The organism is Mumia zhuanghuii, assembly GCF_042681565.1.
Taxonomy (GTDB): Bacteria; Actinomycetota; Actinomycetes; order Propionibacteriales; family Nocardioidaceae; genus Mumia.
This window is the reverse complement of sequence record NZ_JBHUFT010000001.1, coordinates 143,607-169,531: the sequence shown is the minus strand read 5'-3', so window position 1 is coordinate 169,531 and position 25,925 is coordinate 143,607. Positions and strand designations below refer to the sequence as shown.

25 protein-coding genes are annotated in these 25,925 nt (G+C 69.9%); 14 read left to right on the top strand and 11 right to left on the bottom strand.

Features of this window, described 5'->3' with window-relative positions:
• The first annotated feature begins 18 nt into the window (after positions 1 to 18).
• A complete protein-coding gene (locus tag ACFSDF_RS00860; RefSeq protein WP_167249629.1) occupies positions 19 to 2,799 on the top strand; it encodes a DUF6801 domain-containing protein in 2,781 nt (926 codons plus the stop codon).
• A 24-nt stretch (positions 2,800 to 2,823) separates the two neighbouring features.
• Here ACFSDF_RS00860 and ACFSDF_RS00855 read toward each other — a convergent pair whose 3' ends face one another.
• Both ACFSDF_RS00855 and ACFSDF_RS00850 read right to left on the bottom strand, forming a co-directional pair.
• Positions 2,824 to 3,321 carry an HNH endonuclease gene (locus tag ACFSDF_RS00855; RefSeq protein ID WP_167249631.1) on the bottom strand — a complete coding sequence of 166 codons (498 nt, stop codon included), beginning with the start codon at positions 3,319 to 3,321 and terminating at the stop codon, positions 2,824 to 2,826.
• 105 nt (positions 3,322 to 3,426) lie between these two features.
• Positions 3,427 to 4,419, bottom strand: coding sequence for a pirin family protein (locus tag ACFSDF_RS00850; RefSeq protein WP_377155681.1), 993 nt, complete (start codon positions 4,417 to 4,419; stop codon positions 3,427 to 3,429).
• A 134-nt stretch (positions 4,420 to 4,553) separates the two neighbouring features.
• Between ACFSDF_RS00850 and ACFSDF_RS00845 the strand changes: the two genes are divergently transcribed.
• A complete protein-coding gene (locus ACFSDF_RS00845; protein ID WP_167000688.1) occupies positions 4,554 to 5,369 on the top strand; it encodes an ABC transporter ATP-binding protein in 816 nt (271 codons plus the stop codon).
• On the top strand, positions 5,369 to 7,900 hold the full coding sequence (locus tag ACFSDF_RS00840; protein WP_167000686.1) for an ABC transporter permease: 2,532 nt from the start codon (positions 5,369 to 5,371) through the stop codon (positions 7,898 to 7,900). Before ACFSDF_RS00845 ends, ACFSDF_RS00840 begins: the two co-directional genes overlap by 1 nt.
• A gap of 11 nt (positions 7,901 to 7,911) precedes the next feature.
• On the opposite strand, the gene ACFSDF_RS00835 is transcribed toward ACFSDF_RS00840, so the two are convergent.
• Entirely contained in the window at positions 7,912 to 8,622 is a 711-nt protein-coding gene (locus tag ACFSDF_RS00835; RefSeq protein ID WP_167000684.1) for a ZIP family metal transporter, read from the bottom strand.
• 186 nt (positions 8,623 to 8,808) lie between these two features.
• On the opposite strand from ACFSDF_RS00835, the gene rpsF reads away from it, so the two are divergent.
• From rpsF to ACFSDF_RS00805, 6 genes are all read left to right on the top strand, one after another.
• Complete coding sequence (rpsF, locus tag ACFSDF_RS00830; protein WP_167000682.1) at positions 8,809 to 9,096, top strand: 30S ribosomal protein S6; 288 nt, start codon at positions 8,809 to 8,811, stop codon at positions 9,094 to 9,096.
• A gap of 133 nt (positions 9,097 to 9,229) precedes the next feature.
• Complete coding sequence (locus ACFSDF_RS00825; protein ID WP_167000680.1) at positions 9,230 to 9,787, top strand: single-stranded DNA-binding protein; 558 nt, start codon at positions 9,230 to 9,232, stop codon at positions 9,785 to 9,787.
• A gap of 95 nt (positions 9,788 to 9,882) precedes the next feature.
• A complete protein-coding gene (rpsR, locus tag ACFSDF_RS00820) occupies positions 9,883 to 10,122 on the top strand; it encodes a 30S ribosomal protein S18 (protein ID WP_139085704.1) in 240 nt (79 codons plus the stop codon).
• Between the two features lie 21 nt (positions 10,123 to 10,143).
• Positions 10,144 to 10,587: a 50S ribosomal protein L9 gene (gene rplI, locus ACFSDF_RS00815; RefSeq protein ID WP_377155676.1), complete on the top strand. Its 444-nt coding sequence runs from the start codon at positions 10,144 to 10,146 to the stop codon at positions 10,585 to 10,587.
• A 125-nt stretch (positions 10,588 to 10,712) separates the two neighbouring features.
• Complete coding sequence (locus ACFSDF_RS00810) at positions 10,713 to 12,329, top strand: sensor histidine kinase (protein ID WP_377155674.1); 1,617 nt, start codon at positions 10,713 to 10,715, stop codon at positions 12,327 to 12,329.
• Positions 12,326 to 12,988: a response regulator gene (locus ACFSDF_RS00805; RefSeq protein WP_167000674.1), complete on the top strand. Its 663-nt coding sequence runs from the start codon at positions 12,326 to 12,328 to the stop codon at positions 12,986 to 12,988. Before ACFSDF_RS00810 ends, ACFSDF_RS00805 begins: the two co-directional genes overlap by 4 nt.
• 10 nt (positions 12,989 to 12,998) lie before the next feature.
• On the opposite strand, the gene ACFSDF_RS00800 is transcribed toward ACFSDF_RS00805, so the two are convergent.
• On the bottom strand, positions 12,999 to 13,892 hold the full coding sequence (locus ACFSDF_RS00800) for a universal stress protein (RefSeq protein ID WP_167000672.1): 894 nt from the start codon (positions 13,890 to 13,892) through the stop codon (positions 12,999 to 13,001).
• Between the two features lie 159 nt (positions 13,893 to 14,051).
• Between ACFSDF_RS00800 and ACFSDF_RS00795 the strand changes: the two genes are divergently transcribed.
• Complete coding sequence (locus ACFSDF_RS00795; protein ID WP_167000670.1) at positions 14,052 to 14,615, top strand: DoxX family membrane protein; 564 nt, start codon at positions 14,052 to 14,054, stop codon at positions 14,613 to 14,615.
• 58 nt (positions 14,616 to 14,673) lie between these two features.
• Here ACFSDF_RS00795 and ACFSDF_RS00790 read toward each other — a convergent pair whose 3' ends face one another.
• Both ACFSDF_RS00790 and ACFSDF_RS00785 read right to left on the bottom strand, forming a co-directional pair.
• Positions 14,674 to 15,756, bottom strand: coding sequence for a carboxylate-amine ligase (locus ACFSDF_RS00790; RefSeq protein WP_167000668.1), 1,083 nt, complete (start codon positions 15,754 to 15,756; stop codon positions 14,674 to 14,676).
• Positions 15,753 to 16,739: a TIGR03557 family F420-dependent LLM class oxidoreductase gene (locus ACFSDF_RS00785; protein ID WP_377155670.1), complete on the bottom strand. Its 987-nt coding sequence runs from the start codon at positions 16,737 to 16,739 to the stop codon at positions 15,753 to 15,755. Before ACFSDF_RS00785 ends, ACFSDF_RS00790 begins: the two co-directional genes overlap by 4 nt.
• 102 nt (positions 16,740 to 16,841) lie before the next feature.
• On the opposite strand from ACFSDF_RS00785, the gene ku reads away from it, so the two are divergent.
• Together ku and ACFSDF_RS00775 are read left to right on the top strand one after the other, a co-directional pair.
• The gene (gene ku, locus ACFSDF_RS00780; protein WP_167249643.1) at positions 16,842 to 17,783 is read left to right on the top strand and encodes a non-homologous end joining protein Ku; all 942 of its coding nucleotides are present in this window, start codon (positions 16,842 to 16,844) and stop codon (positions 17,781 to 17,783) included.
• Positions 17,784 to 18,141: 358 nt separating this feature from the next.
• Positions 18,142 to 18,363 (top strand): hypothetical protein, encoded by a 222-nt coding sequence (locus ACFSDF_RS00775; protein WP_167000664.1) that lies wholly within the window; start codon positions 18,142 to 18,144, stop codon positions 18,361 to 18,363.
• Between the two features lie 62 nt (positions 18,364 to 18,425).
• Here the strand turns inward: ACFSDF_RS00775 and ACFSDF_RS00770 are convergent, their stop codons facing one another.
• From ACFSDF_RS00770 to ACFSDF_RS00760, 3 genes are read right to left on the bottom strand one after another with little or no spacing between them, the layout of a single operon-like run.
• Positions 18,426 to 19,739: an MATE family efflux transporter gene (locus tag ACFSDF_RS00770; protein ID WP_243842832.1), complete on the bottom strand. Its 1,314-nt coding sequence runs from the start codon at positions 19,737 to 19,739 to the stop codon at positions 18,426 to 18,428.
• Between the two features lie 4 nt (positions 19,740 to 19,743).
• Complete coding sequence (locus ACFSDF_RS00765; RefSeq protein ID WP_167249645.1) at positions 19,744 to 21,333, bottom strand: ABC transporter permease; 1,590 nt, start codon at positions 21,331 to 21,333, stop codon at positions 19,744 to 19,746.
• Positions 21,330 to 22,250, bottom strand: coding sequence for an ABC transporter ATP-binding protein (locus ACFSDF_RS00760; protein WP_243842831.1), 921 nt, complete (start codon positions 22,248 to 22,250; stop codon positions 21,330 to 21,332). The genes ACFSDF_RS00765 and ACFSDF_RS00760 overlap by 4 nt, the downstream gene beginning before the upstream one ends.
• Positions 22,251 to 22,331: 81 nt before the next feature.
• On the opposite strand from ACFSDF_RS00760, the gene ACFSDF_RS00755 reads away from it, so the two are divergent.
• Both ACFSDF_RS00755 and dnaB read left to right on the top strand, forming a co-directional pair.
• A complete protein-coding gene (locus ACFSDF_RS00755) occupies positions 22,332 to 22,808 on the top strand; it encodes a GbsR/MarR family transcriptional regulator (protein WP_167000658.1) in 477 nt (158 codons plus the stop codon).
• A gap of 441 nt (positions 22,809 to 23,249) precedes the next feature.
• Entirely contained in the window at positions 23,250 to 24,623 is a 1,374-nt protein-coding gene (dnaB, locus tag ACFSDF_RS00750; RefSeq protein WP_208322287.1) for a replicative DNA helicase, read from the top strand.
• Between the two features lie 36 nt (positions 24,624 to 24,659).
• On the opposite strand, the gene ACFSDF_RS00745 is transcribed toward dnaB, so the two are convergent.
• Both ACFSDF_RS00745 and arr read right to left on the bottom strand, forming a co-directional pair.
• A complete protein-coding gene (locus tag ACFSDF_RS00745) occupies positions 24,660 to 25,019 on the bottom strand; it encodes an MmcQ/YjbR family DNA-binding protein (RefSeq protein WP_167000654.1) in 360 nt (119 codons plus the stop codon).
• Between the two features lie 329 nt (positions 25,020 to 25,348).
• On the bottom strand, positions 25,349 to 25,777 hold the full coding sequence (arr, locus tag ACFSDF_RS00740) for an NAD(+)--rifampin ADP-ribosyltransferase (RefSeq protein ID WP_167000652.1): 429 nt from the start codon (positions 25,775 to 25,777) through the stop codon (positions 25,349 to 25,351).
• Positions 25,778 to 25,925 lie beyond the last annotated feature (148 nt).

Genomic DNA, 25,925 nt, shown 5'->3' with positions numbered 1-25,925 from the left:
TCTCTGGAGGGAGATTCAGTGTCTACTTCGTCATGCCCACCCCCGGGCAGACTGAGGCGGTCCACCGCAGCGGTCGCGACCACCGCGCTCGCGGCCGGGACCCTGGCATTCGCGGCGGCGCCGATCACGGCCGCCGAGCGTTCTGCAGCCGCAGACGACCGCCCGATCGACAAGAGCTTCACCTACAACTGTCACGTCGTCGCCGGCGGTCTGTCGCTCGGCAAGCACGACGTCGGCGTACGCGCGCAGGTCGAGGTGCCCGAGTCCGCCAACCCGGGCGAGGTCGTGCCCAGCCGCACGACGCAGATCACGCTCACGATGCCGGAGAGCCTGCGCAACGCGACCGTCGGGCTGCTCGGTGGCAAGACCGCCGGCGGCAAGTCCGAGGACGCAGCCGTGGTGATGGCGCTGGGGGGCCAGACGCAGTCGTACCTGATCGACGGGCTGTCGGCACCGCAGACGCCGATCCCGCAGAAGGCCGGCGGCCTCTGGAAGATCCCGACCGAGGGGACCGTGCCGGCGATCACCGTGCCCGAGCTCACCGGCACCGCGACGCTGTCGATGCCTGAGCAGTTCTTCGTCAACGCCGTCGTCTACACCGAGCCCGAGGGCCTGCCCGCGAAGGACCTCCCCGCGACGATGGACTGCACGGGTCCGACCGTCGCAGCCGACCGCATCCTCACCGCGATTGAGGTCGAGGAGTCCTCCCCGACCCCGATCGCGAAGGATGTCGACGCAGGCAAGGTCGGCCGTACTGCTTTCGACTACGGACCGAAGGTCCCGGTCACCCTCCGGGCCGTCGGCGGGCGTGCTCCGTACACCTTCGCGGTCGTGACCAAGCCCGGGGCAGCGATCGTCACGATCGACGGGGCGACAGCGGTGCTGTCGACCACCGCGGGCGGCGCGGCGAGCTTCACCTACACCGCCACCGACGCCGACGGCCAGGTCAGCCCGCCGGCCACCGTCACGTACGAGGGTGTCAACAACGCGCCGCTGGTGCGCGACCTGCACTTCACCATCGGCAAGGGCAAGGCGCTCGACCTGTGGCCGTACGTCCGTGACGACGCCGCTCGGTTCTACTTCTGGCAACAGGCCAACGACTCGCAGCGCATCACCTACGGTGCCCCGAAGCACGGGGCGCTCTCCCCGTTCCTCACCGCCGCTGACGTCACCGCCGACGGGTGGACCGAGTTCCCAGATCTCGCGAAGTACCCGAGTGTCGGGCACAAGCAGACCTACACCCCCAAGCCCACCTTCGTCGGGACGGACACCTTCACCTATACCGCCACCGACAACGAGGGTGCGTCCGCGACAGCGACGATCACGGTGGACGTCGTGGAGGAGACCGCTGTCCGCGGCGTGCTCGACGGCGTGCGCTACAAGTGTCAGCCGCAGGAGCGCGACTTCGAGACCGGGGAGGAAGTTCCCGGGTTCACCGAGCTGCAGAACTATGTCATGGGTGGCTCGATGGCCTTCACCGTCGACACGCGGGCCGACCTGCCGCGCAGCATCGCCCCCGGCGAGGTGTTCACCCCCGAGCCGACCGACGTGGACCTCGTGATGCCGCAGGGCCTTGCCGAGCTGCTCGCCGGGAACAACACGCTCGACACGATGGGCTTCGGGCAGACCAAGGTCGGCGGCTCGTCGATCGCCTCGGTCCACCTCGAGGAGACCGCGACCGGGCATGAGTACGACGCCCCCCTCGAAGGCCTGCGGGCCGAGGACGTCAACGTGTCGTGGCCTGTCCCGAGCGAGGGAGTCCGGATCCCGACCACGGGCACGCTCGACGCCGTGACCGGGCCCGACAAGGGAGCGATCAAGGTGTCGGCCCCGCAGGAGATGGCGATCCTGTCCAAGCTGACGCCGGGGATCATGGACGGACTGATCCCGAACGTCTGGCTGCAGTGCGCGGCGATGCCCGGCCAGGACCTCCACGTCGCCACCGTCTACGTCAAGGGCGACTCGACCACGACGGCGAAGGTCGGCCCGGTCTCGTACGGCGCCGCGCCGGTCGTCGACGTGACCGTCGCGTCGGACAACGCCGCCGAGGGCACCGTCGAGGTGCGCGCCGGTGACAAGGTCGTCGGCACCGGCACGGTGAAGGGCGGCAAGGCCCGCGTCACGCTGCCCAAGGCCGCGAAGGTCGGGGCGCACGAGGTCGAGGTCGCCTACCTCGGCTTCGACGGAGCCAAGCCCTCCTCGACCACCGCGTCGTACTCGGTCACCAAGGCCGCGTCGACGACGACGGCGACCGCCCGCACCAGCGCGTACGGGGCCTCCCCGTCGGTGAGCGTGGCCGTCCGTACGGTCGCGGGTGCGAAGGGCAAGGTCGAGGTGCGTCGCGGCGCGCAGGTCGTCGGCTCGGCGACCGTGTCCGGCGGACGCGCGACCGTCGCCGTGCGCAAGGGCGCGCTGGCGCCGGGCAAGCACGCGCTGACGATCGCCTACCGCGGCGACGCGATCAGCGCGGCCTCGTCCGGTCGCGTGTCGGTCACCGTCACCAAGGCACGGGCTGCCGTCCGCGCCAAGGTGGCGCCGACCAAGGTCCGCGCGAAGCGCACCAAGGCGAAGGTGTCCGTGCAGGTCACGACGCCGACGGGTGTCGCACGGACCGGCAAGGTCGTGGTGACCGTCAAGGGCAAGAAGATCGGCACCGCGACGGTCCGCGCCAACGGCAAGGTCGTGGTCCGGCTCAAGAAGTTCGCCAAGCCGGGCACGTACAAGGTGAAGGTCGCCTACGCGGGCAACGTGTACGCCGCCGGCAAGACCGTCACCGTGAAGGTCAAGGTCCGCAAGTAGCGGACCCCCGCCGCTGGCGGTGCCTCAGCGCACCGTCAGCGGCGACCGGTGGGGCACGGCGGGGGTGACCAGCAGCGTCATCCCCGCCTCCGCCGGCGTCCGGTCGCCCTTGCGGTGGTTGCACCGCAGGCAGGCGGCCACCGAGTTCTCCCAGGTGAGCAGCCCTCCGCGAGAGCGGGGGAGGATGTGGTCCACGGTCTCGGCCGGGCCGCCGCAGTAGCCGCAGCGCTCGTCGCGCGCCTTCACCGCCGTCTTCGTGCACAGCGGGTCGCGCCCGTGCAGCCACCGCATCACGACGTAGCGCACGAGCCGCAGGACCTTGGGCACGGGGAACGGCCCGAAGCGGTCCTCGGGGTGGGCCTCTTCGACGACGGCGACCTCACGCACGAGCATCCGGATGGCGTGCCGCAGCGACACCCGCTGCAGGGGCTCGTAGCTGGCGTTGAGCACCAGCACGGTCCGCCTGTGGCGCGTGACTGTGACGTGGTGGTCCACCACCACGGGCTCGGCGACAGCTGTCATGGGCACCGCCTCTCGACCGCTCCGTGCGATCAGCCTAGCCGCAGGGCCCATGGCACGGCGCGTGCTTAACCGGCGCCGACCGGCGTTTCGTGACGGTCCGTCTCCTCAGCGCGGCGGCTGTTTGCGGGGCTTCAGCCGAGTGTGCGGCAGCTCCGGCGCGGGCAGCACCGCGGAGCCCCACACGTCGGGGAACGGCCCGTACGCGTCGGTGGCGGGGCCGGTCGCGCCGTGGACCTGCGCCTGCCACTCCTCGCGGAACCGCACGATCTCGTCGTGGTCGCGCCCGAGGAAGTTCCACCACATGACGATCTCCTCCTCCAGCGGCTCGCCGCCGATGAGGACCACGCGGCCGTCGGAGTCACCGGTGCGCAGGGCGAGCGTCGTCCCACCGACGGGCCGGTACGCGAGTGCCGCTGGCGCAACCGTCGTCCCGTCCACGTCCACCGGCCCGAGATCGACCAGCACCCCGTGCTCGTACGAGGGGTCGACGTCGAAGCGCACCTCCGAGCCGGCGGGCAGCACGATCTCGGCACCGACGAGCGGCGTGTACGTCGTGACCGGCGAGGCCGATCCGGCGAACGAGCCGACGAATGTCCGTACGGTCGCCGGACCGTGCGCCACCGGCTCGGTCACGTGGTGCTCGAAGGAGCGGCCGGCGAAGCGGGCCGAGTCCGGCAGGGCCGTCCACAGCTGGACGCCCTGCAGCAGCGTGGTCTCGGGCGTCGAGTACTCCGAGTGCGCGATGCCGCGGCCCGCCGTCATGAGGTTCACCTCGCCGGGTCGTACTCGCTGGACGGAGCCGACCGTGTCCACGTGGTCGACCTCGCCGGTGAACAGCCAGGTCACGGTCTGGAGTCCGGTGTGGGGGTGCCCAGGAACGGCCATGCCGCCGGTCTCGCGCACGTCGTCAGGCCCGTAGTGGTCCGCGAAGCACCAGGCACCGATGAGCGAGCGCAGGCGTTGGGGGAGCGTCCGGCGCACGGTCATCGCGCGCGGCCCGCCCAGCGGGACGAGCCGCGGCTCCAGCACCTCCGGTGCACCGTGGCCGTCGGTGGGCGGGCAGGTGATCTCCTGCGGATCGCGCTCCAGGTCGCTCATGAGCACCAGTATCAGGGTCTTCTCTCAGGGTCTTCCCCGATGACCGACCCTGTTCGCCAGGGGCAAAACCGATATCGGTGTGTCCCCGCCGTGTCCTAGCGTGGACGGACACCCCGCCCACCAGGAGTTGTGCCATGCCCGATGCCGCGTCCGCCACGACCCGCACTGTCGCCGCCCGAGCGGTCGACCTGCACAAGACCTACGGCAAGCAAGAGGCGGAGGTGCGCGCTCTCGACGGGGTCAGCATCGACGTGTACGCCGGCGAGTTCACCGCCGTCATGGGGCCGTCCGGCTCCGGCAAGTCGACGCTCATGCACCTGCTCGCCGCGCTCGACACCGCGACCAGCGGCACGGTCTTCATCGGCGACACCGAGCTGGCCCGCCTCAACGACAAGCAGCTGACCAAGCTGCGGCGTGACGACGTCGGCTTCGTCTTCCAGGCGTTCAACCTCGTGCCCACGCTGACGGCCAACGAGAACATCCTGCTCCCGCTGTCGATCGCGGGTCGCAAGCCCGACCAGGCCTGGTACGACCAGGTGATCGACACCGTCGGCCTGCGCGACCGGCTCGGCCACCGCCCCAACGAGATGTCGGGCGGACAGCAGCAGCGCGTCGCGTGCGCCCGCGCGCTCATCGGCCGGCCCACGATCGTCTTCGCCGACGAGCCCACAGGCAACCTCGACTCCACCTCTGGGGCCGAGGTGCTCAAGTTCCTCCAGCACAGCGTCCGCACGCTGGGTCAGACGATCGTGATGGTGACCCACGACCCGATCGCGGCGTCTTACACCGACCGCGTCGTCTTCCTCGCCGACGGCCGGGTCGTCGACGAGGTCCGCGACCCTGCCCCCGAGAAGATCCTCGAGCGTATGGGTGCGATCCAGACCCGGGCGATGGACGCGGCCAGCGAGGCGGTCGACGGTTCTTCTGGTCTCGAGGGTGGGGCCGCCTGATGTTGCGCGTGACCCTGCGCAACCTGCTGGCGCGCAAGGTGCGCCTGCTGATGAGCGCGTTCGCGATCGTGCTCGGCGTCGCGTTCGTCGCCGGCACGCTCATCTTCACCGACACGATGAGCAAGTCCTTCGACGGCATCGTCAAGGGGTCGACCCCTGACGTGGTGGTCCGTCCTGCGGGGTTGGCCGGCTGGCAGGAGGATTCGAGTGCCGACACCCGTACGGTCTCGGCGACGGTGGTCGACGAGCTGCGCGAGCTGCCCGGCGCCCAGCGCGTCGACGGCACGGTGGCGAGCCAGGCGCTGACCCTGGTCGGCACCGACGGCAAGCTCGTCACAGGCTTCGGCCCGCCGACACTGTCCTTCAACTACGACGACGCCCCGGCGATGACGGGCGAGCCCGCGGTCGAGATCGCGCAGGGCCGGGCGCCGACCGCCGACGGCGAGGTCGCGATCGACACCGACAGCGCCGAGAAGGGCGGCTACGAGATCGGCGACACCGTACGGCTCGTCTCGACGGGAGACCAGCCGCAGCTCGACGTCGAGCTGGTCGGTCTCGCCGAGTTCGGGGGCGGGTCGATGGCCGGTGCCTCGCTGGTGCTCTTCGAGACCACGTACGCCCAGGACCTGTTCCTCGACGGACGCGACGCGTACAACCAGGTCTCGCTGACCACGCGCGACGGCGTGACGCAGCAGGAGCTGGCCTACGACGCGAGCAAGCTGCTGCCCGACGGCTTCGAGGCCGTCACCGGTGACACGGCGGCCGCGGAGGCCGAGGAGACGATCGGGGAGATCCTCGGGTTCCTCACGACGATCCTGCTCGTGTTCGCGGCGATCGCGATCATCGTCGGCACCTTCCTGATCGTCAACACGTTCTCGATCCTCGTCGCGCAGCGCAGCCGCGAGCTGGCGCTGCTGCGTGCACTGGGTGCGTCCCGGCGTCAGGTGAGCCGCTCGGTCCTCCTCGAGGCGCTGGTGGTCGGGCTGGCGGGGTCGACGCTCGGCGTGCTGCTCGGCATCGTGCTCGCGATGGCCCTGTCGGCGCTGTTCCGGACGTTCGGCCTCGACGTGAGCGAGACCCCGCTCGTGATCGCTCCCCGTACGTGGGTGGTCGGCTACGTGGTGGGCGTGCTCGTGACGCTGGTCGCGGCCTACCTGCCGGCCCGCCGCGCCGCGCGCGTCGCCCCGGTGGCGGCGATGCGCGACGACGTGGCGCTGCCGGAGTCGTCGATGCGGGTGCGCATGCTCGTCGGCGCGATCCTCGTCGTGCTCGGCGCCGGTCTGGTGTGGCTCGGGCTGAGCGGCGCGGACAACGGTGCCTGGTACGTCGGTGGTGGCGCGTTCGCCATCCTCCTCGGCGTCTCTTTGATGAGCCCGCTGCTCAGTCACCCGGTGCTCGTCGCGCTCGGCGGGCTCTTCCGCCCGTTCGGCCTGGTCGGGCGGATGGCCACCCAGAACGCGTTGCGCAACCCGCGACGGACCGCGGCGACCGCATCGGCGCTGATGATCGGGCTGACGCTGGTGACGACGATGAGCATCCTCGGGTCGTCGGTCAACAAGTCCGTCGACGCGGGCGTCAAGGAGGAGTTCACGACGGACTTCCTCCTGATGAACCCGGTCGGCGCGCCGTTCTCCCCGACGATCGCGGAGCAGATCCGTGAGATCGACGGCGTCGGCGACGTCGTCGAGACGCAGTTCGTGCCCGCCCGGCTCGACGGGTCGTTCGCCGGCGTGACGGCCAGTGATCCGGAGAAGCTGTTCTCGATGTTCGAGCTGGACGCGAGCGTCGACACGTTGGGTGCGGGGGAGGTGGCGGTCCGCGAGGACACGCTCGACGAGCGGGGCCTGGAGGTCGGAGACACCCTGACGTTCTCGACGCAGTCCGGCGACCACGACCTGCGGATCGCGGGCACCTTCCCGGCGTCCAACGTCGTCTCGGAGTACGTCACGAGCTTCGACTTCGTCGACCAGGTGAGCGTGACCCGCGAGGACTCGTTCGTCGCGGTCGACGCGGCAGCGGGCGTGACGGGCGCTGAGATCGAGGAACCCGTACGCGACGTGGTCGCGGACATCCCGACCGTGGTCGTGCAGACGCAGGACGAGTTCATCGAGTCCCAGCGCGACCAGATCAACGGGATCCTCATGCTCATCAACGCGCTGCTCGGGTTGGCGATCATCATCGCCGCCCTCGGCATCGTCAACACGTTGGCGCTCAGCGTCATCGAGCGGACCCGCGAGGTCGGCCTCCTGCGGGCGGTCGGCATGAGCCGGCGCCAGCTGCGCCGCATGGTGCGCCTGGAGGCGGTCGCGATCGCGGTGCTGGGTGCGGTGCTCGGCATCGCGATGGGGCTGGTGTTCGGGATCGTGCTGCAGCGCGTGCTCGAGGACGACGGCATCACCGAGCTGTCGATCCCGTACGCGACCCTGCTCGTCTACGTGCTGATCGCGGCGGTGGTCGGCGTGCTCGCGGCGTTGTTCCCTGCGTTGCGGGCGTCCCGACTCAACGTGCTGCGGGCGATCGCCACGGAGTAGCCCTTACGGTCTCAGGGGGTGGTGGCAGCGAGGCCTGCGGCGAGTGCGAACCCGAGCACCGCCGCCAGGCCAGCCCTCTCGTGGATCTTCGCCTGAGCCTCGGGGATCATCGCGCCGACGAGCATCACGAGCAGTGCGCCGGCGGCGAACCCGTCGACCCCACCGACGAACCCGGCGGGGGTCGCCTTCGCGGCGGCGTACCCTGCGACGGTCCCGAGCAGGCACACGAGCGCCACGCCCGTCCACAGCAGGAGGATCCGACGCGGGGGCGAGCCGGCCTCTCGCATGTCCGATGCCGACCCGATCGCCTCGGGCAGGTTGGAGACGAAGATCGCGACGAGCAGGGCCACGCTGACACCGCCGGACTTGGCGATCCCGATGCCGAGCGCCGCCTGCTCGGGGATGCCGTCGAGGAACGCGCCGAGTGCCAGGGGCAGTCCGGCCGCCCCCGCACGCGAGCGCCCGCCGATCCGCTCGACCCACCGGTCGGAAACGTAGAAGACATAGGCGCCGAAGGCGAGCCCCAGCGCGAGCGCGAGCGCACCGCCCACCTCGAGGCCGTCCGGGAACAGCTCGAACGAGATGCTCGCCATGAGCGCTCCCGCCCCGAAGCCCAGGACGGTCCCGACGGCCCCGTCGCTCCACCGCCGTGCCATTCCGAGGATCGCGCCGATCAGCAGCGACGACGCAGCGACCGTGCCCCAGACCCAGACCGTCCCCACGCAGCGATCATGCACGCCCCCGGGGAATGCGGCGATTTGGGACGCCGTGGTGCCGCCGGATAGACTGATCCGGTTGCCTGGCCACTGCCGGCCCATGCCGGATCCACGGTGCCCGGGCAACGCGATGCATAGCCCTCCTGTCACGGAAGGACCGTGACCGTACAGACCGAAGGAGGTGGAGTTGCCTTGCGTCACTACGAAGTCATGGTGATCCTCGATCCCGACCTCGACGAGCGCACGGTGGCCCCGAGCCTGGACACGTACCTCAACGTGGTGCGTCAGGACGGTGGCACCGTCGACAACGTCGACATCTGGGGCAAGCGTCGTCTTGCCTACGAGATCAACAAGCGGTCCGAAGGGATCTACGCCGTGGTCGACCTGACCGCGACGCCCGCGACCGTCAAGGAGCTCGACCGTCAGCTCACGCTGAACGAGTCCGTCATCCGCACGAAGGTCATGCGACCCGAGAAGTGACGGACGTACGACACCTCGTCCTCAGGACGCACGCCGAGGTTTTCCCCGGCCTGCGATCACGGGGTCGCTTGTGTCGGACTCTTGATGTTGACTGCTAGCCAGCAGACATCCCGCGACCCGTTGGAGTAGAGACATGGCAGGCGAGACCGTCATCACCGTCGTCGGCAACCTCGTTGACGAGCCCGAGCTGCGGTTCACGCCGTCAGGCGCGGCCGTCGCGAACTTCCGCATCGCCTCGACGCCGCGCACGTTCGACCGCCAGAGCGGCGAGTGGCGCGACGGCGACACGCTCTTCCTCGGGTGCGCCGTCTGGCGTCAGGCCGCGGAGAACGTGGCCGAGTCCCTCCAGAAGGGCATGCGTGTGATCGTGCAGGGGCGCCTCAAGTCGCGCCAGTACGAGACGCGTGAGGGCGAGAAGCGCACCGTGTTCGAGATCGACGTCGACGAGGTCGGTCCGAGCCTGCGCAGCGCCACTGCCAAGGTCACCAAGGCCTCCCGCTCCGGTGGGGGCGGCGGCGGTGGCTACCAGCAGGGTGGCGGCGCCCAGGGCGGCGGCCAGGGCGGGTTCGGAGGCGGAGGCCAGCAGGCCCCGGCCAACGACCCGTGGTCCTCGCCCGCTCCGCAGGGTGGCAACGCTGGCAACGATCCGTGGGCCTCGCCGGCCGGCTCGACCGACGAGCCGCCGTTCTGAGCCCGCGCATCTGAACGACAACCAAGGCGATCATGTGATCGCCGCGTCATTCCGACCCGTCCTGCGGGTCGGGCTCACCGGAAGGGAGCACCACAATGGCTGCCAAGCCCGTTGTTCGTAAGCCAAAGAAGAAGAGCAATCCGCTCAAGGCTGCGAAGATCACCTATATCGACTACAAGGACACCACCCTCCTGCGGAAGTTCATCTCCGATCGCGGCAAGATCCGCGCTCGCCGCGTCACGGGTGTGTCCGTCCAGGAGCAGCGCAAGATCGCGACCGCGATCAAGAACGCTCGCGAGATGGCGCTGCTTCCTTACACCTCGACCGGTCGCTGATCGTAGGGGAAGGGACTAATCATGAAGCTCATCCTCACCCACGAGGTCACCGGTCTCGGTGCCCCCGGCGACATCGTCGAGGTCAAGGACGGCTACGGCCGTAACTACCTCCTGCCCCGCAAGTACGCGATCCGTTGGACGCGTGGTGCCGGCAAGCAGGTGGAGTCGATCAAGAAGGCCCGTGAGGCCCGCTCGATCCACGACCTGGACGACGCAAAGGCGCTCAAGCAGAAGCTCGAGAACAGCACCGTCAAGGTGAAGGCTCGTGCCGGCGACGAGGGTCGCCTGTTCGGCGCGGTCACCGTGTCTGACATCGCCTCGGCGCTCGAGGGCACCGGTGCCGACGTCGACAAGCGTCGCATCGAGATCGGCAACCCGATCAAGACCCTCGGCTCGTACGACGTGCAGGTGCGCGTCCACCCCGAGGTGACCGCCAAGGTCAAGATCAACGTGGTCGCTGCCTGATCCAGGCCGCCCCGCGAGTCGCAAGGACCCGCCCCCCTTCTCCCAGGGTGGCGGGTTCTTTCGCTTCGCCCCATGACCTCGGTACGGCCCTAGAATCAGCGCGAGCAAGAGCGGAGAGGACACGGGTGACGAGTCGAGCCGACGTTGTGGAGGATGCCGCCGATCGTCTCCGGCTGCTCCTCGATGCCAACCGGACGCTGGTCGAGGAGCTCGATCTCCCTGAGGTCCTGCGCCGGATCGTCACCGCCGCGATCGACCTCGTCGGTGCCCGGTACGGCGCGATCGGCGTGTTCGACGACGACGGGCGGCTCGAGGTGTTCATCCACGCGGGCATCGACGACGAGACGGCGGCGCAGATCGGGCACCTGCCGCGTGGACGCGGACTGCTCGGTGACCTCCTCGACGGAGGTCCCGCCGTCCGGCTCGACGACGTCACGACGCACCCCCACTACACCGGCTTCCCCGCGGAGCACCCGCCGATGCGGTCCTTCCTCGGCCTCGGCCTCGAGGTGCGCGGTCGGGTCTACGGCAACCTCTACCTCACCGACAGCGCTCACGGCACGTTCAGCGAGGAGGACGCCGAGCTCGCCCGCGCGCTCGGCGAGACCGCGGGAGTGGCGATCGCCAATGCCCGCCTGTACGACGAGAGTCGTCGCCGGGAGGCGTGGTCCTCGGCGTCGGCGGAGGTGACACGCGAGCTGCTCTCACCCGACGGCATCGATGCCCTGGAGCTCGTCGCGGTGAGGGTCCAGGAGCTCACTCGTGCCTCGCTGGTCGCGGTGCTCCTGCCCGCAGGCGACGGGACGTACGCCGTCTCTCGCGCTGCGGGGACGCACAGTCAGGAGCTGGTGGGAGTACGGACGACGACCGCCGCGGCGGCCCCGGTCGAGCCGACGATCGGCACCGTCGCGGCCGTGTGCGCCCCGCTTGGTCTGGACCTGCCGGACGTGCCGGCGTCGCAGGCGATGCTCGTGCCCCTGGTCGATGCCGACGACCCGCGCGGGCTTCTCGTCGTGCTCCGCGACGGCCCGCCGCGGTTCGACGACACCGACCTCTCGATGGCCGAGGCGTTCGCCGGCCAGGCAGCGCTGGCGCTCGGCAAGCGCGACCTTCGCCAAGCGCGTGAGGCGATGCTCGTCCTCGAGGACCGCGACCGCATCGCTCGTGACCTGCACGACCACGTGATCCAGCGGCTGTTCGCCAGTGGTTTGACGCTGCAGAGCGTCCACGCCACCATCCCGGTGGGCGCCCCGCGAGACCGGCTCGCTGCCCAGGTCGCTGAGATGGACGAGACGATCCGCCAGATTCGTCGCACGATCTTCGAGCTGCATGACACCGACCCCGGGCAGGGAGGCGTACGCCGTCGGCTCCGGCGGGTCGTCTCCGCGACGGGCGACGGCGGCACCGCGGTGACGCTCCAGATCGACGGGCCGGTGGACCTCGCGCTCGACGACGGGCTCGCGGACGACGTCGTGGCCGTCGCACGGGAGGGCGTCTCGAACGCACGCCGTCATGCCCAGGCCGAGCACATCGAGCTGCGGTGCGTCGTCCGTGGGGGTGAGGTGGTCGTGACGGTGAACGACGACGGCCGGGGTGTCCCTGAGGACGCCCGGCGCAGCGGCCTCGACAACCTCGCCCGCCGCGCCGAGGCGCGGTGCGGCACGTGCCGCGTGACGAGCGGGCGCGGCGGGACAACGCTGCGGTGGGCTGCACCGATCCCTGACGAAGGATATGACGCATGATCCGCGTGTTCGTGGTGGACGACCACGAGATCGTCCGACGCGGGGTCACCGACCTGCTCGAGACCGCCGACGACATCCGCGTCGTTGGTGAGGCGGTCGACGTCGCCCAGGCGCTCGCGCGGATCCCGTCGGTTGTCCCGGACGTCGCCGTCCTCGACGTCCGGCTGCCCGACGGGAGCGGGATCGACGTGTGCCGCGAGCTGCAGGTCTCCTACCCGGGCATCCGGACGCTGATCCTCACCTCGTACGACGACGACGAGGCCGTCTATGCGGCGATCCTCGCCGGCGCCTCGGGATACCTGCTCAAGGAGGTGCTCGGGTCGCGGCTCATCGAGTCGGTCCGTGAGGTCTCCGCAGGTCGCTCGCTGCTCGATCCGCACGTGGTCGCCCAGCTCATGCGTCGCTTGCGAGACCGGGAGTCCTCGCACGGCGACCCGCGGCTCGACGCGCTGACCGAGCGTGAGCGCGAGGTGCTGATGCTGATCACCGAGGGCTTGAGCAACCGCGAGATCGGCGAGCGGATGTTCGTCGCCGAGAAGACGGTGAAGAACTACGTGACCAACCTGCTCGCGAAGCTCGGGATGCAGCGGCGGACCCAGGCTGCCGTGTTCGGAGCCGAGGTCCGCCGTGCCGAGGAGGACGAGCAGCGGCACGTGTGAGCGGTGCCGATCAGTAGACGGGGCCGACCGGTGCCTGCATCGCGCGAGGGCGCGGGTGGTAGGCCAGGTCGACGGCGTCGTGCGGCACTGTGACGACGGGGCAGGCCGTGTGCGCGAGCACCGCCTTGGCCACCGAGCGGGTCCATGGCATGCGGTGCCCCGTGGTCCGGTGGCGCCCGAGGACGAGGAGGCGTGCGCCTTGGGCCGCGGATGCGCAGGCGTCCGACGCCGAGCTCTCGACCGTCTGCGTCGTCACCTCCACCTCCGGGTAGTCCTCACGCCACCCGGCGACCGTCTCGCCCACCGCGCGTCGACCCTGCTCGGTCCCTCCTCGCGCGGTGGCGTGGAGGACCACGAGGTCGGCGTGGGTGTGGCGCGCCCTCGCGAAGGCGAAGGTCAGCGCGCCGTGCGACGGCGAGTCCGCGTCGATCGCCACGACCACGGGGCCGGCGGCCGGCGCGTCGGTGTCGCACGGGACGACCATGACCGGGCAGGCTGCCCGGGTGGCGATCCGCGAGCTGGTGCTCCCGCTGAGCAACCTGTCGGCGATGCTCGCATCGCGGCGGACGACGATCACCATGGATGAGTCCTTCGAGACCGTCTCCAGGGCCAGCGCGACCGACCCGAGCACGGGGTGGACCTGCACCGGGACGTCGGGGGCGAGGTAGCGCGCCAGCGTGGCCGCACGTGCGAGGACGTCGGTCGCCTCCTCGCGTGCCGCGGTCACCTCGTACGGGGTGAAGGCGACGCCCTCGAACGGCAGGGCGGACGCGTGGACCAGCGACAGCGGGACGTCGAGCATCCGCGCCAAGGCGATGCCGTGGCGTACGCCCGTCTCTGTTCTCGCGCGGCTGGAGTCGACTCCGACGGTGACGGGGTGCGGTGCTCGTGCGGTCGTGCTCATCGGTCTCACCTCTCCTGGGTGCGGTTACACGCTCAGCCTGCGGCAGCGCGGGGCGCGCGAACAGTGACCAAGGTCCTGGGAACCGGGGACTCTGGGCTCTGACGGGGACCCTGCGGCCGGCTCGAGGATGAAGGTGTCAGAACGATCCAGGAGGACACCATGAGCGCCACCCCCCGAGCCGGCCTCGCCGGCCGCACCAAGGTCTTCGCCGCACGCGACGAGGAGCACGCCGTCACATCGAGCGCGGTCGCCAAGGGATTGGCGGCGATGCGCATCGGCTTCGGGCTCACGTTCCTCTGGGCCTTCGTCGACAAGCTGTTCGGACTCGGGTACGCGACACCGAGCGAGGGAGCATGGGTCAACGGCGGGAGCCCGACCGAGGGCTACCTGGCGAACGCATCCACCGGCCCGTTCGAGGGCTTCTACAACGCACTCGCAGGCCAGTGGTGGGTGGATGTCCTGTTCATGCTGGGTCTGCTGGCGGTCGGGCTGACCCTGATCCTCGGCATCGGCATCCGCCTCGGCGCCGCCGCTGGCGTCCTGCTCTACGTGATGATGTGGACGGTCGCCCTTCCGCCGGCCAACAACCCCGTCCTCGACGAGCACGTGCTCGGCGCTCTCGGTGTCCTCGTCGTCGGTCTCGCCCTCGCCGGCGACACCTGGGGACTCGGACGCTGGTGGGGCTCGGTGGAGCTGGTCCAGAAGTACCCCGTCCTCCGGTGAGTCGCCGCCACGACGTCTCGGGAAAGAGAAGCCACCCGGTTACGCACCGGGTGGCTTCTCACGTGTCTGGGTCGGTCCGCAGGGCGAGGTCGGCGACGACGGCCGCGAGGTCTCCGTCGACCCCGACTCGTCGCTGGCGGTCGGCGCCGGTCCCCTCGCGAAGGATTCGCGCGACGCCGTCCTGGACCACCTCGAGGTCCCTGGCGTCGACGAGCGCGTCCTTCACGTGCGCGACGAGCCCGGCAAGGACGTCCTCGGCGGGGCGGAGCTCGCGTGCGCCGGGGTCGAAGAGCGTGTCGGCCGTCCCGTGCCGCGCGGCGTGCCAGCGCGCACCGCGCAGCAGCTCGACCCGCCATTGCGCAGCGGGCAGGCCTTCGGTCCAGGCGCGCGCCTCGGTCTCCACGAGCCCGCGGGTGAGCGCAGCGACGAGGAACCCGTCGCGCAAGTCCGTGCAGACGTCGGCTACTCGGACCTCGACCGTCGGGAACGTGCGCGCCCGCCGGATGTCGAAATAGATCATCCCCTCGTCGAGGGCGGCGCCGGAGGAAACCAGGTCGGCGACGGCACGCTGATAGGTGGCGGCGTCACCGAACGGCTCGACCGGACCGGCGCTCGGCCACTCGGTCCAGAGGCGCGACCGCCAGGTCGCATGCCCCGTGTCCCTGCCCGCTTCGTACGGAGAGTTCGCGGCGAGCGCGATCAGCGTCGGCAGCCACGGGCGGATCCGATCGATGACCCCGACGGCCTCCTCGTCGTCGTCCACGCCCACATGCACGTGCATGCCGCAGACGACGGCGCTGCGCCCGATGGCGCCGAACTCCGCCACCATGCGCTCGTACCGCGGCTTCGGGGTGACCTGTGCCGGTGCGCTCGGCAACGGCGACGTCCCCGAGGCGACCAAGGAGGCTCCTGCAGCCCGTGCGGCGGCGACGGTCTCGCGCCGGGCCTGCGTGAGGTCGGCAGCCAGGTCGTCGAGCAGCCGGTGGGGGCTGGTCATCGTCTCCACCTGCTCGAGGAACAGCTCGTGCTCGATCGGCGCCTCGCCGTCGTGACTGCGTAGGGCGCGCTGCGAGACGGCGATCGTCTGCCCGGTCCCGGGATCGACGAGGAGCATCTCCTCCTCGACGCCGATGGTCCTCATGCGGCGGCGATCTCCTCGAGTCGCGGACGCAGCGTCGTTCGTACGTGGGAGAAGAACGCGTCCATCTCGTCCGGCGGGCCGGCGTTCATGAGGACGAGGTGGTCGAAGCCGGCATCGAGGAACCGGCTCGCCACCTCCGCGTGCCGCTCCACGTCGGGCCCGCAGCCGAACGCCTCGCGCATGTCGTCGACGCGGACGTGCGCGGTCGCCGCCTCGAAGTTGATGGGGTTCGGCAGCTCTGCCTGGACCTTCCACCCGGTCAGGCCGAAGCGCATCGTCCGGTGCGCCGCCTCGGCAGCGGCGACGGGGTCGGACGAGTACGCGAGCGGGACCTCGGCGTACCGGGGTCCGGCGCCGCCGGCCCGTTGGTAGGTCTCGACGAGCTCCTCGCGCGGCTCGGTCGCGAACAGACCGTCTCCCAGCTCGGCGGCGAGCCGGGCCGCGTCCTCGCCTCCGGCCGCGACGAGGATGCGCGGCGGGATCTCGGGCAGGTCGAACACCCTCGCGTCGTCGACCTCGAAGTGATCGCCGGTGTAGGAGTGGTAGCCGCCGGTGAACAGCAGGCGGATGATCTCGAGCGCCTCGGTCAGCATCTCGTGCCGTACCGACACCGATGGCCAGCCGGCACCGGTGACGTGCTCGTTGAGGCGCTCACCGGAACCGACGCCCAGCGTGAAGCGGCCGTCGCTGAGGACACCGGTAGTCGCCGCCATCTGGGCCACGACAGCGGGGTGGTAACGCATGATCGGGCAGGTCACCCCGGTCGCGAGGCCGATCGTGCGCGTCCGGGCAGCGATCGCGGCGAGCATCGAGAAGGCGAAGCCCGAGTGCTGCTGCGAGTACAACCACGGGTGATAGTGGTCGCTGACCTCGACGAAGTCGAAGCCGGCGTCCTCTGCGGCCACCGCCTGCTCGACGATCTCCTTCGGAGGGAACCCCTCCGCCATCAGCTTGAAGCCGATCCGCAGTCTGTTCGTCGCCATGGTTAGACCCTGCGCGCCCGCGCCCCGAACGGCAATCGGACGGTGTTCGCGTTGACAGCGCCGCCTCGGGACGGTTCGCTTGGCCAACGAGGGGGTGAGACGATGCGCGCGATGTGGAAGGGCTCTGTCTCGTTCGGCCTGGTCAGCATCCCGGTGAAGATGTACGGCGCGACGTCGACCCACGACATCTCGTTCCGGCAGGTCCGGAGCAGCGACGGGTCGCGGGTGAAGTACAAGCGGGTCGCGGAGGCCGACGGTGAGGTCGTCGAGTACTCCGAGATCGCCAAGGGGTACGAGCTCCCCGACGGCCGCATGATCGTCCTCACCGACGAGGACATGGAGCAGCTGCCGCTGCCGACGAAGAAGACCGTCGAGGTGCTGGAGTTCGTGCCGCTCGACCAGGTCGACCCGATCCTCTACAACAAGAGCTACTACCTCGAGCCGGACACGAACGCCGGCCTCAAGCCGTACCTCCTGCTCCGTGAGGCCCTTGAGTCGTCCGAGATGGTCGCGGTCGTCAAGGTGACGATCGGGACGCGTGAGCAGATGGCGACGATCCGCGTCCGCGACGGCGTGCTCACGATGAGCACGCTGCTGTGGGCCGACGAGATCCGCAAGCCCGAGTTCGGGTTCCTCGGCGAAGACCTGGAGCTGCGCCCGCAGGAGATCAAGATGGCGCAGTCGCTGGTCACGAGCATGGAGGGCGACTTCGACCCCGAGGAGTACACGGACGAGTACGAGTCCGCGCTCGACGAGCTCGTCGAGGCGAAGCTCGAGGGCAACCAGGTGGTGTCGCCGGCCGTCGGTGAGGGTGCTGACGAGAAGGACAACGTCGTCGACCTGATGGCGGCGCTGCAGGCCTCGATCGACCGTGCCAAGAAGGGCGAGGGTGCGGGGGAGGGCGCCGACGAGGCGGGGAAGAAGCCCACCAAGAAGTCCGCCTCCAAAAAGGCCGCGAAGAAGGCGCCCGCGAAGAAGGCCGCCGCAAAGAAGTCGACGGCCAAGAAGAGCACCGCGAAGAAGGCCGCGAAGAAGGCGTCGTAGCGCTCAGTCACCCACCCGAACCAGGCCCGAGGCCGAGGCAGGTGGGCCCGAGCAGCATGGTGGCACCGACGAGGAACAGACCAACCTGCCACTGAACGGCACAGGGTGGTCCTCAGGACGAGCGCCCTCCTGAGCGCGGGCCGCCTGAACACGACCCACCGGATCGCCTCGAGCAAGCAAGGACCACCGACGTCGCCCACCACTGCGCCGTACGCATGGCTCAATGTCAGGGCCCGATGGACCGCGATCAAGATCACCTGCCGCCCACGACACGCCGGGGCGCGGTTCGGCGGTCCTGTCGGACCTCGCGAGCACACTGAGAGCAGAGGAACCCCGACCCCCGGAGATGAGGTGCCCGATGTCGGAGCTGGTGATGATCTGCGTCGACTGCGGCACGGAGTTCTCCGAGGTCGACGGGTGGGGCGCTCGGTGCGCGACGTGCTGCGTCGTGCTCGACGACCACCTCACCGGCGTCCACGCGGCGTTCGTGATCGGTTGCGTCCTGTGCGACGACGCCGACCGCGACGCGGCTGACGTCGACCTCCATCGCGCGGTTCGCGAACGCTACCGCGCGGCCTGACCCGGGCGCGCCGGCGCGCAGTACCCCCGCGTGTCGACGCGCGACCGGTCGGCATCGCCCGCTCAGGGTGCGCCGACGACCATCCAACGGTCCGTACGCTCGCGGAGCACGAGCGTGACCATCCGCGCGAGCATGAATGCCGCGTACGCGATCCAGAGCCACGTCAGCCCCGCGTCGGTGAGCCACACCGCGACGGCGAGCGGCGCGTACGCGATGAGGGTGATGACCCCGGCCCACGCCAGATACGCGCCGTCGCCCGCTCCGATGAGGACGCCGTCGAGCACGAAGACGACACCTGAGATCGGTTGGGTGAGCGCCACGACGACGAGCGCCCCGACGAGCAGCTGACGCACGGCCTCGTCGGACGTGAACAAGCTCGGGAGCCACGGTACGGACGCGAGCAGGAGGACGGCAGCGACCACGCCCGACGCGACGCCCCAACCGATCATGCGCCGCGTCGTCGAGCGGGTGCCCGCGACGTCGCCGGCGCCGAGCGAGCGCCCGGTCAGCGTCTGCCCGGCGATCGCGATCGCGTCCAGCGCGAACGCGAGGATCGACACGATCGTCACGACGACCTGGTGCGCCGCGAGCGCAGCGGACCCCTGAGTGGTCGCGACGACGGTGGCGATGAGGAGTGCGGCGCGCAGCGTGAGCGTACGGACGACGAGGGCGGAGCCGGCGCGTGCCGACTCGCGGATGCCCGCGCGGTCCGGGCGAACGGGGGCGCGCTCGCGGCGAACTGCCCGCACCACCACGAACGCGAGGAACAGCCCCGAGCCGAGCTGCGCCACGGTCGTCCCGATGGCGGAGCCGCGGATGCCCATGTCGAACCCGTACACGAGGACGATGTTGAGGATCACGTTGACGACATTGGCGACGATGACCGTGTAGAGCGGGGTCTTGAGGTCCTGCATCCCACGGAGCACCCCGGTCGCCGCGAGCACGACGAGCATCGCCGGGATGCCGGGGGCGGCCCAGACGAGATAGGTGACGGCCTGGTCGCCGACCGCGTCGGCGGGACCGAACGCCCGGACGATCAGCGACGCTCCCGCGCCGGCGAGGAGCGCGGCAAAGGCGCCGATGAGGACGGCGAGCCACAGTCCGTTCATGCCGGCCGTCATCGCGCCCCGCTTGTCCTCGGCGCCCAGGTGGCGACTGACCGACGCCGTCGTGCCGTACGCGAGGAACACGCACAGCCCGACGAAGGTCTGCAGGACCGTCGAGGCGATCGCGAGGCCGGCCAGCGGGTCGGTGCCGAGGTGGCCGATGATCGCGGTGTCGGCGGCGAGCATCAGAGGCTCGGAGACCAGCGCGGCAAAAGCCGGGACGGCGATCCGGAAGATCTCGCGGTCGCGCGTGTCCAGGTGCGGTCTCACCGGGCTAGTTGACCACGTCCCTTCGACGGAACCCGAGGAACCCTGCTGCCACGAGCGTCACCGCGATCCCGGTGAGCCACAGGATCGGCGCCCACGCGACGTCATCGAGCGGTACGAGCGCGAGGTGGGTGAACGGCGAGACGTTCATGAGCCAGTCGGGGAACTTCAGCAGTGGCCCGAAGAACATCACGACGGCCGCGAACCCGATGGCCAGCCAGCCCCACGATGCGAGGCGCGGGAGGAAGCCGACAAGGACCACGGTGACGCCGATCATTACCCAGATCGCGGGCGCGTACGTGAGCCCGGCCCCGGTGAGCTGGCCGATCCTGTCGTACGACCCCGACACCACGCCGTACATCCACCCGGTCGCCGCGCCGGCGAGTGCGACGCCCACGGTGGAGGCGAGCACGGCGAGCGCGACATGGCTCGCGAGGTACGTCCTGCGGTGCAGGGCCGTCGCGAGCAGTGGCTCGGCCCGGCCGGACGTCTCCTCTCCACGGGCGCGCAGGATGACCGCGACAGCGAACGCGGCGGTGATGATGGCGAGCATGAGCATCGCGCTGCCGTAGAAGCCGTCGGTCATGGCCTCGCCGCTCGTCTGGCCGCCGGTCAGCGACCCGGACAGGTCGCTGTCGCCGACGAGGTCGCCGACATCGTTGCCGATGGTGCCGTACGCGGCGCCGCCGAACGCGAGCCCGACCAGCCAACCGATCACGGTCGGACGTTGGAGCCGCCACGCGAGCTCGTACGCCCCGCCTCGCCAGTCGCGCGTCGCCGGGCCACGGCGAGGAGCGACGAGTCCCGCTCCGAAGTCGCGACGGAGGTGGAGCATGCGGGCGACGGCGACAGACAGGACAGTCGTGCCGAGCAGCAGCAGCGCGGGCCACCACCGTTCGTCGGCGTACGCCCGCACCTGCTGGCCCCAGCCGATCGGGGAGAGCCACGTCAGGGCGTTCTCGCCGACGTCGCCGGCGGCTCTCAGCGCGTACGCCACTCCGATCGCCGCGCCGCTCATTCCCCACGCACCACGGGTCGTGCTGCTGACCTGGGCGAAGATCAGCGCGAGCCCCATGAACACCATCCCGGTGAACCCGCAGGCGCATCCCAGAGCCCAGGATCCTTCGGCGGGGAGCCCGCAGGAGATCAGGAGCAGTGCGATCGCGACGACGAGCACGAGGTTGGCGGCGGTGGTGACGATGACCGCCGCGGCGTTGGTGGCGGAGCGGCCCACGACGCCGGCACGGATGAGCTCGTCCGCTCCGTTCTCCTCGCCGGCCCGCGTCTGGCGCACGATCAGGAAGGTGCTCATCAGCCCGGCGAGGATCGCGCCGAAGGCCGACGTCTGCCACGCGGTCTGTCCGCCGATCGTGTCGAGGGCGTACTCGGGCCCGGCCATGGCGATGATCGCGGCGTTCCCGGAGAGGCTCGCGGCGAGCTGGTCGAGATCGGCCTGCGTCGGGTAGCTGGCCTCGAGCGCGAGGGCTTGGATGGGATAGAGCGCGGTGATGCCGACGATCCACCACAGCAGCGCGAACCGTGAACGGCGCAGTGCGAACCGGACCAGCGTGGCGGTCCCGGCGAAGGAGTCCCTCACGCCACCGGCTCCGCATCGCGCGCGCCGATCTCGTCGCCGTAGTGGCGCAGGAACAGCTCCTCGAGCGTCGGTGGCGTGCTCGTGAGCGCCGTGACGCCGTAGGTGCCGAGGTAGGTGAGGGTGTCGCCGATCCGTACGGTGTCGACCTCGAAGCGTGCCCGGGTGCCGTCGGCGTCGACGACGAGGTCGTGGATCCCGCCGAGGGTGTCGAGCCCGTCGACCGGGCGGGATGTGGTGACGTCGATCGAGGTACGGGTGAGGTGGCGCATCTCGGCGAGGGTGCCGGACTCGACCGTACGGCCCTCGCGGATGATCGTGACGCGGTCGCACAGCGCCTCGACCTCGCCGAGGATGTGGCTCGACAGCAGGACCGTGCGGCCCTGCTCGCGGACCTCCTGCACGGCCTCGCGGAACACCTCGTCCATCAGCGGGTCGAGCCCGGAGGTGGGCTCGTCGAGGAGAAGCAGCTCGGTGTCGGCAGCGAGCCCTGCCACGAGGGCGACCTTCTGGCGGTTCCCCTTGGAGTAGGTGCGGCCGCGCTTGGTCGGGTCGAGCTTGAAGCGCTCGATGAGGTCGTCGCGCCGTGCGGGGTCGACGCCGCCGCGGAGTCGACCGAAGAGGTCGATGACCTCGCCGCCGGAGAGGTTGGGCCACAGGGTCACGTCGCCGGGGACGTACGCGAGGCGTCGGTGCAGCGCGGTCGCCTCGGACCACGGGTCGCCGCCGAGGAGACGGACGGTGCCGCCGTCCTGTCGCAGCAGGCCGAGCAGGACGCGGATGGTCGTGGACTTCCCGGCACCGTTCGGGCCGAGGAAGCCGTGGACCTCGCCGGTGGTCACCGTGAGGTCGAGCCCATCGAGGGCGCGCGTGGTGCCGAAGCTCTTCTGGAGCCCGGCGATCTCGATGGCGTGGTTCACTCGACCGACGCTACACATGATTCAGAATTATGTGAAGGGTAAAGTGGGGCAGGCGGACGCAAAGTGACGGAGGTGGGCCCGGTGGCGAGCGATGCCCTCGAGGACTTCGTGGAGAGGTTCTCCGCGATCCTGCGCGACTCCGGCGTGCCTCCGATGCCGGCGCGGACGTTCGCGTACGTCCTGGGGCTCGGGCAGCGCAGCTATACCGCGGCCGAGCTCGCGGAGGCGACCGGCGCGAGCCCGGCGGCGATCTCGGGTGCGGTCAACTATCTGATCGGCCTTGGGATGCTCGAGCGCCATCGTGGAAGCGATCGACGTCACCACTACCGGCTCCCGCCAGGCGATCCGTGGGAGTCGATGATCGCGCGGCGGCAGGCGATCCTGGTCCGCTGGTACGAGAGTCTCGAGCAGGCAGCGAAGGACCTCGGCGACGAGCACGAGGACCACGGCGCGCCGCTCGAGCTCGGGGCCATGTTCTTCGCGTTCATGGCCCAGGAGATCCCGGGGATGCTCGCGCGCTGGGAGGCCTTTCGCGACGGCCACGGGCGCGCAGATTAGAAGGCTTCCATGCTGTGTGCAAGTCGGACGGACACGCCCGTGGGGGAGTTTCGATCCACACGCGGGGGACAGTGTTTCCCCAGGTCAGCCCACAGGTGTGGAGAACCTCGTGGGGTAATCCACACGGATACCCACAGCCTGTGCACATGTCTTCCCCTGGTTATCCACACAAATGTCGTCGCGATCCACAAAGGCTGTGCATCCACAGCCGCACACGACTGGCAGCCGGCATCGCGATGCGCGTAGTTTGCTTCTCGTTCGACGGATGTTTTCGAACCTCCTGGTGCGGGTCCGGGATGGCTCTCGAAGCTTCGTCGGTGGTCCCCCGTACGCTCGAAGCGTGAATGACAGACCTGTGATTCACGGCGTGCCGTTTTGGGGGCGTGGGGTGTCGCAATCGGGGTCGAGCGTGGAGGAGTGGCGCGGGTGAGCGTTGCCGAGCTGGGGTCGGTTCCGGAGCCGCCGGACGACTACGAGTACGGCGGGAGCCGGGTCGACCGCACCCCACCTCAGGACAACAACGCCGAGCAGTCCGTGCTCGGCGCGATGATGCTCTCGAAGGACGCGATCGCCGACGTGCTCGAGGCGGTGAAGTCGATCGACTTCTACCGTCCGGCGCACGAGGAGATCTTCGACGCGATCCTCGACCTGTACGGCCGCGGCGAGCCCGCTGATGCCGTCACCGTGTCCGCTGCGCTCCAGCGCCGAGGCGAGCTGGCCAAGATCGGCGGCGCGCCCTACCTCCATACGCTCGTCGCCAACGTGCCGATCGCGGCCAACGCGTCTTACTACGCCGACATCGTCCGCGAGAAGGCGATCCTGCGGCGACTGATCTCGGCCGGCACCAAGATCGCGCAGCTCGGCTATGCAGGCGAGGGCGAGATCGACGACATCGTCGACACCGCGCAGTCCGAGGTGTTCGGGGTGACCGAGCAGCGCACGTCGGAGGACTACACGGTCCTCAACGACATCATGGAGGCGACGTTCGACGAGCTCGAGGCGATCGCGGCCCGCGACGGGCAGATGGCGGGCGTGCCGACCGGGTTCGTCGACCTCGACCGGCTCACCAACGGCTTCCACCCCGGCCAGATGATCGTCGTTGCCGCACGACCCGGTGTCGGCAAGTCCACGCTGGGCCTCGACGTCTGCCGATCGGCGGCCATCAAGCACGGGCTGACGACCGCGATCTTCTCGCTGGAGATGAGCCGCATCGAGATCACGATGCGTCTGCTGTCCGCCGAGGCGCGCGTCGGTCTGCACGAGATGCGGTCGGGTTCGCTGTCCGACGACCAGTGGGCCAAGCTCGCTCGTCGCATGAGTGAGGTGGCGGCGGCGCCGCTGTACATCGACGACTCGCCCAACATGACGATGATGGAGATCCGGGCGAAGGCACGGCGCCTCAAGCAGCGCCACGACCTCAAGATGATCGTCATCGACTACCTCCAGCTGATGACCTCCGGCAAGAAGGTCGAGAACCGCCAGGTCGAGGTCTCGGAGTTCTCGCGTCAGATCAAGCTGCTCGCCAAGGAGCTCGAGGTCCCGATCATCGCGATCAGCCAGCTCAACCGTGGCTCGGAGCAGCGCACCGACAAGCGACCGATGCTGTCCGACCTGCGTGAGTCCGGCTCGATCGAGCAGGACGCCGACATCGTGGTCCTGCTGCACCGACCGGACATGTACGAGCAGGAGTCCGAGCGTCTGGGCGAGGCCGACTTCATCGTCGCCAAGAACCGTTCAGGTCAGCCGGGCTCGGCGACGGTCACGTTCCAGGGCCACTACTCGCGGTTCATCGACATGCCGAAGGAGTTCGGCTGAGCCAGCTCACCGCACGCCCTGGGCCCGGGCGGTCCGTCACCCCGGGCCGTCGGGATGGGTGAGGTCGTACGCGCGGGACAGCTTCTGGGGTACGACCATGCGCCAGGCGTCGACGACGAGCTCGCGGGCCTCAGCCCGGTCTAGTGCCGCAAGGTCGGAGCGGACCCAGTTGAACCGCATGTCCGACTGCACCGGCAGCTGGAACTTGCGCGGCTCGCTCGCGACGAGAGCGGCCCGCTCCTCCTTGGGGAATGCGAACTCCATCACGGTCTCGTCGAGGGAGAACGCCACATAGACGATCTGCTTCACGCGGAACTTCAGCCGGCCTCGTACGTACACCTCGTACGAGCGCTCGAGCGCGCTGCCGAGCGGCCGGACGTCCTCGATCACCGCCATCGCCGAGAGTCCTCCCTCTGAACCTGCTCCCTTCCCAGTTCGACTGCGCCAGCGGGCCCGAGTCATCGCTCAGGGATTGACGGCCTTGCTGCACCCGGGTCGTCGCATCAGAGGTTGCCCTTCCAGGGGTTGTCAACATCGCCGAGACCTGACGGACGGCATCGAGGCATCACGCGACCTGGCGATGGCGGAGTGGTCTCCGGATGACCGGCTGGCGGCTGTCTCCACGAACGACGGTGCCGACAACGAGTCGACCACCCTCATGCTCGTCGACGTCGGTCTCGGTCGGCGGCGAGAGTGCGGAGAACGCGCGCGTTCCCTGGACGGCTTCACTCGTTGATGGCCTCGATGCCCTGCCGCTCAAGCTCGGCGAGGTGGTCCCGCATGTGCTGGAGCTCCTCAGCAGAGTGCGGCGCCCAGTCCTCGACCTCGCCGACGACGCGCAGCGGCTCTCGCGTGCGGTACGACCGCGTCGGGTTGCCCGGGAACCGCTGATCGGTCAGGTTGGGATCGTCCTCGAAGGGCCCCGTCGGGACGACCTCGTAGATCCTCCCGGGCCCGTTGCCCACGGCCAGCTCGGCTCCCCAGGTGGCGGCGTCCAAGGTCGCGGTCATGTAGATGAAGTTCGCCTTCTGCCGCTCGCCGTAGTTGGAGCCGTAGCCAGGAGCGAGCAGGTCGTCGGGCTGCAGTTCGGCCTTCGTTCCGTGGAAGAAGGGTCCGGGATCGTCGGCTGCGGACCGGGTCGGTTCGTTCGTCATGCGCACTCCCGTCGGCGTTCACGCACGTCGGTGGCCCAGCGTCCACCCGTCGCGCTCGTGTGGACGCTAGCTCACCGACGCGCAGCCCGCGCATCGATCACGAATCGAGAAGCGTCCCTCGTGCGGCTCCGGCATCGTGGCGAGCACG

Bases quoted from the DNA above. Each gene is read 5' to 3' on its own strand.
- ACFSDF_RS00805 (WP_167000674.1), top strand. From the start codon at position 12,326: ATGATCCGCGTGTTCGTGGTGGACGACCACGAGATCGTCCGACGCGGG.
- ACFSDF_RS00795 (WP_167000670.1), top strand. From the start codon at position 14,052: ATGAGCGCCACCCCCCGAGCCGGCCTCGCCGGCCGCACCAAGGTCTTC.
- ACFSDF_RS00855 (WP_167249631.1), bottom strand. From the start codon at position 3,321: ATGACAGCTGTCGCCGAGCCCGTGGTGGTGGACCACCACGTCACAGTC.
- rplI (WP_377155676.1), top strand. From the start codon at position 10,144: ATGAAGCTCATCCTCACCCACGAGGTCACCGGTCTCGGTGCCCCCGGC.
- ACFSDF_RS00790 (WP_167000668.1), bottom strand. From the start codon at position 15,756: ATGAGGACCATCGGCGTCGAGGAGGAGATGCTCCTCGTCGATCCCGGG.
- ACFSDF_RS00850 (WP_377155681.1), bottom strand. From the start codon at position 4,419: ATGAGCGACCTGGAGCGCGATCCGCAGGAGATCACCTGCCCGCCCACC.
- ku (WP_167249643.1), top strand. From the start codon at position 16,842: ATGCGCGCGATGTGGAAGGGCTCTGTCTCGTTCGGCCTGGTCAGCATC.
- ACFSDF_RS00775 (WP_167000664.1), top strand. From the start codon at position 18,142: ATGTCGGAGCTGGTGATGATCTGCGTCGACTGCGGCACGGAGTTCTCC.
- ACFSDF_RS00785 (WP_377155670.1), bottom strand. From the start codon at position 16,739: ATGGCGACGAACAGACTGCGGATCGGCTTCAAGCTGATGGCGGAGGGG.
- ACFSDF_RS00800 (WP_167000672.1), bottom strand. From the start codon at position 13,892: ATGAGCACGACCGCACGAGCACCGCACCCCGTCACCGTCGGAGTCGAC.
- ACFSDF_RS00845 (WP_167000688.1), top strand. From the start codon at position 4,554: ATGCCCGATGCCGCGTCCGCCACGACCCGCACTGTCGCCGCCCGAGCG.
- ACFSDF_RS00745 (WP_167000654.1), bottom strand. From the start codon at position 25,019: ATGGCGGTGATCGAGGACGTCCGGCCGCTCGGCAGCGCGCTCGAGCGC.
- ACFSDF_RS00840 (WP_167000686.1), top strand. From the start codon at position 5,369: ATGTTGCGCGTGACCCTGCGCAACCTGCTGGCGCGCAAGGTGCGCCTG.
- rpsR (WP_139085704.1), top strand. From the start codon at position 9,883: ATGGCTGCCAAGCCCGTTGTTCGTAAGCCAAAGAAGAAGAGCAATCCG.
- arr (WP_167000652.1), bottom strand. From the start codon at position 25,777: ATGACGAACGAACCGACCCGGTCCGCAGCCGACGATCCCGGACCCTTC.
- ACFSDF_RS00825 (WP_167000680.1), top strand. From the start codon at position 9,230: ATGGCAGGCGAGACCGTCATCACCGTCGTCGGCAACCTCGTTGACGAG.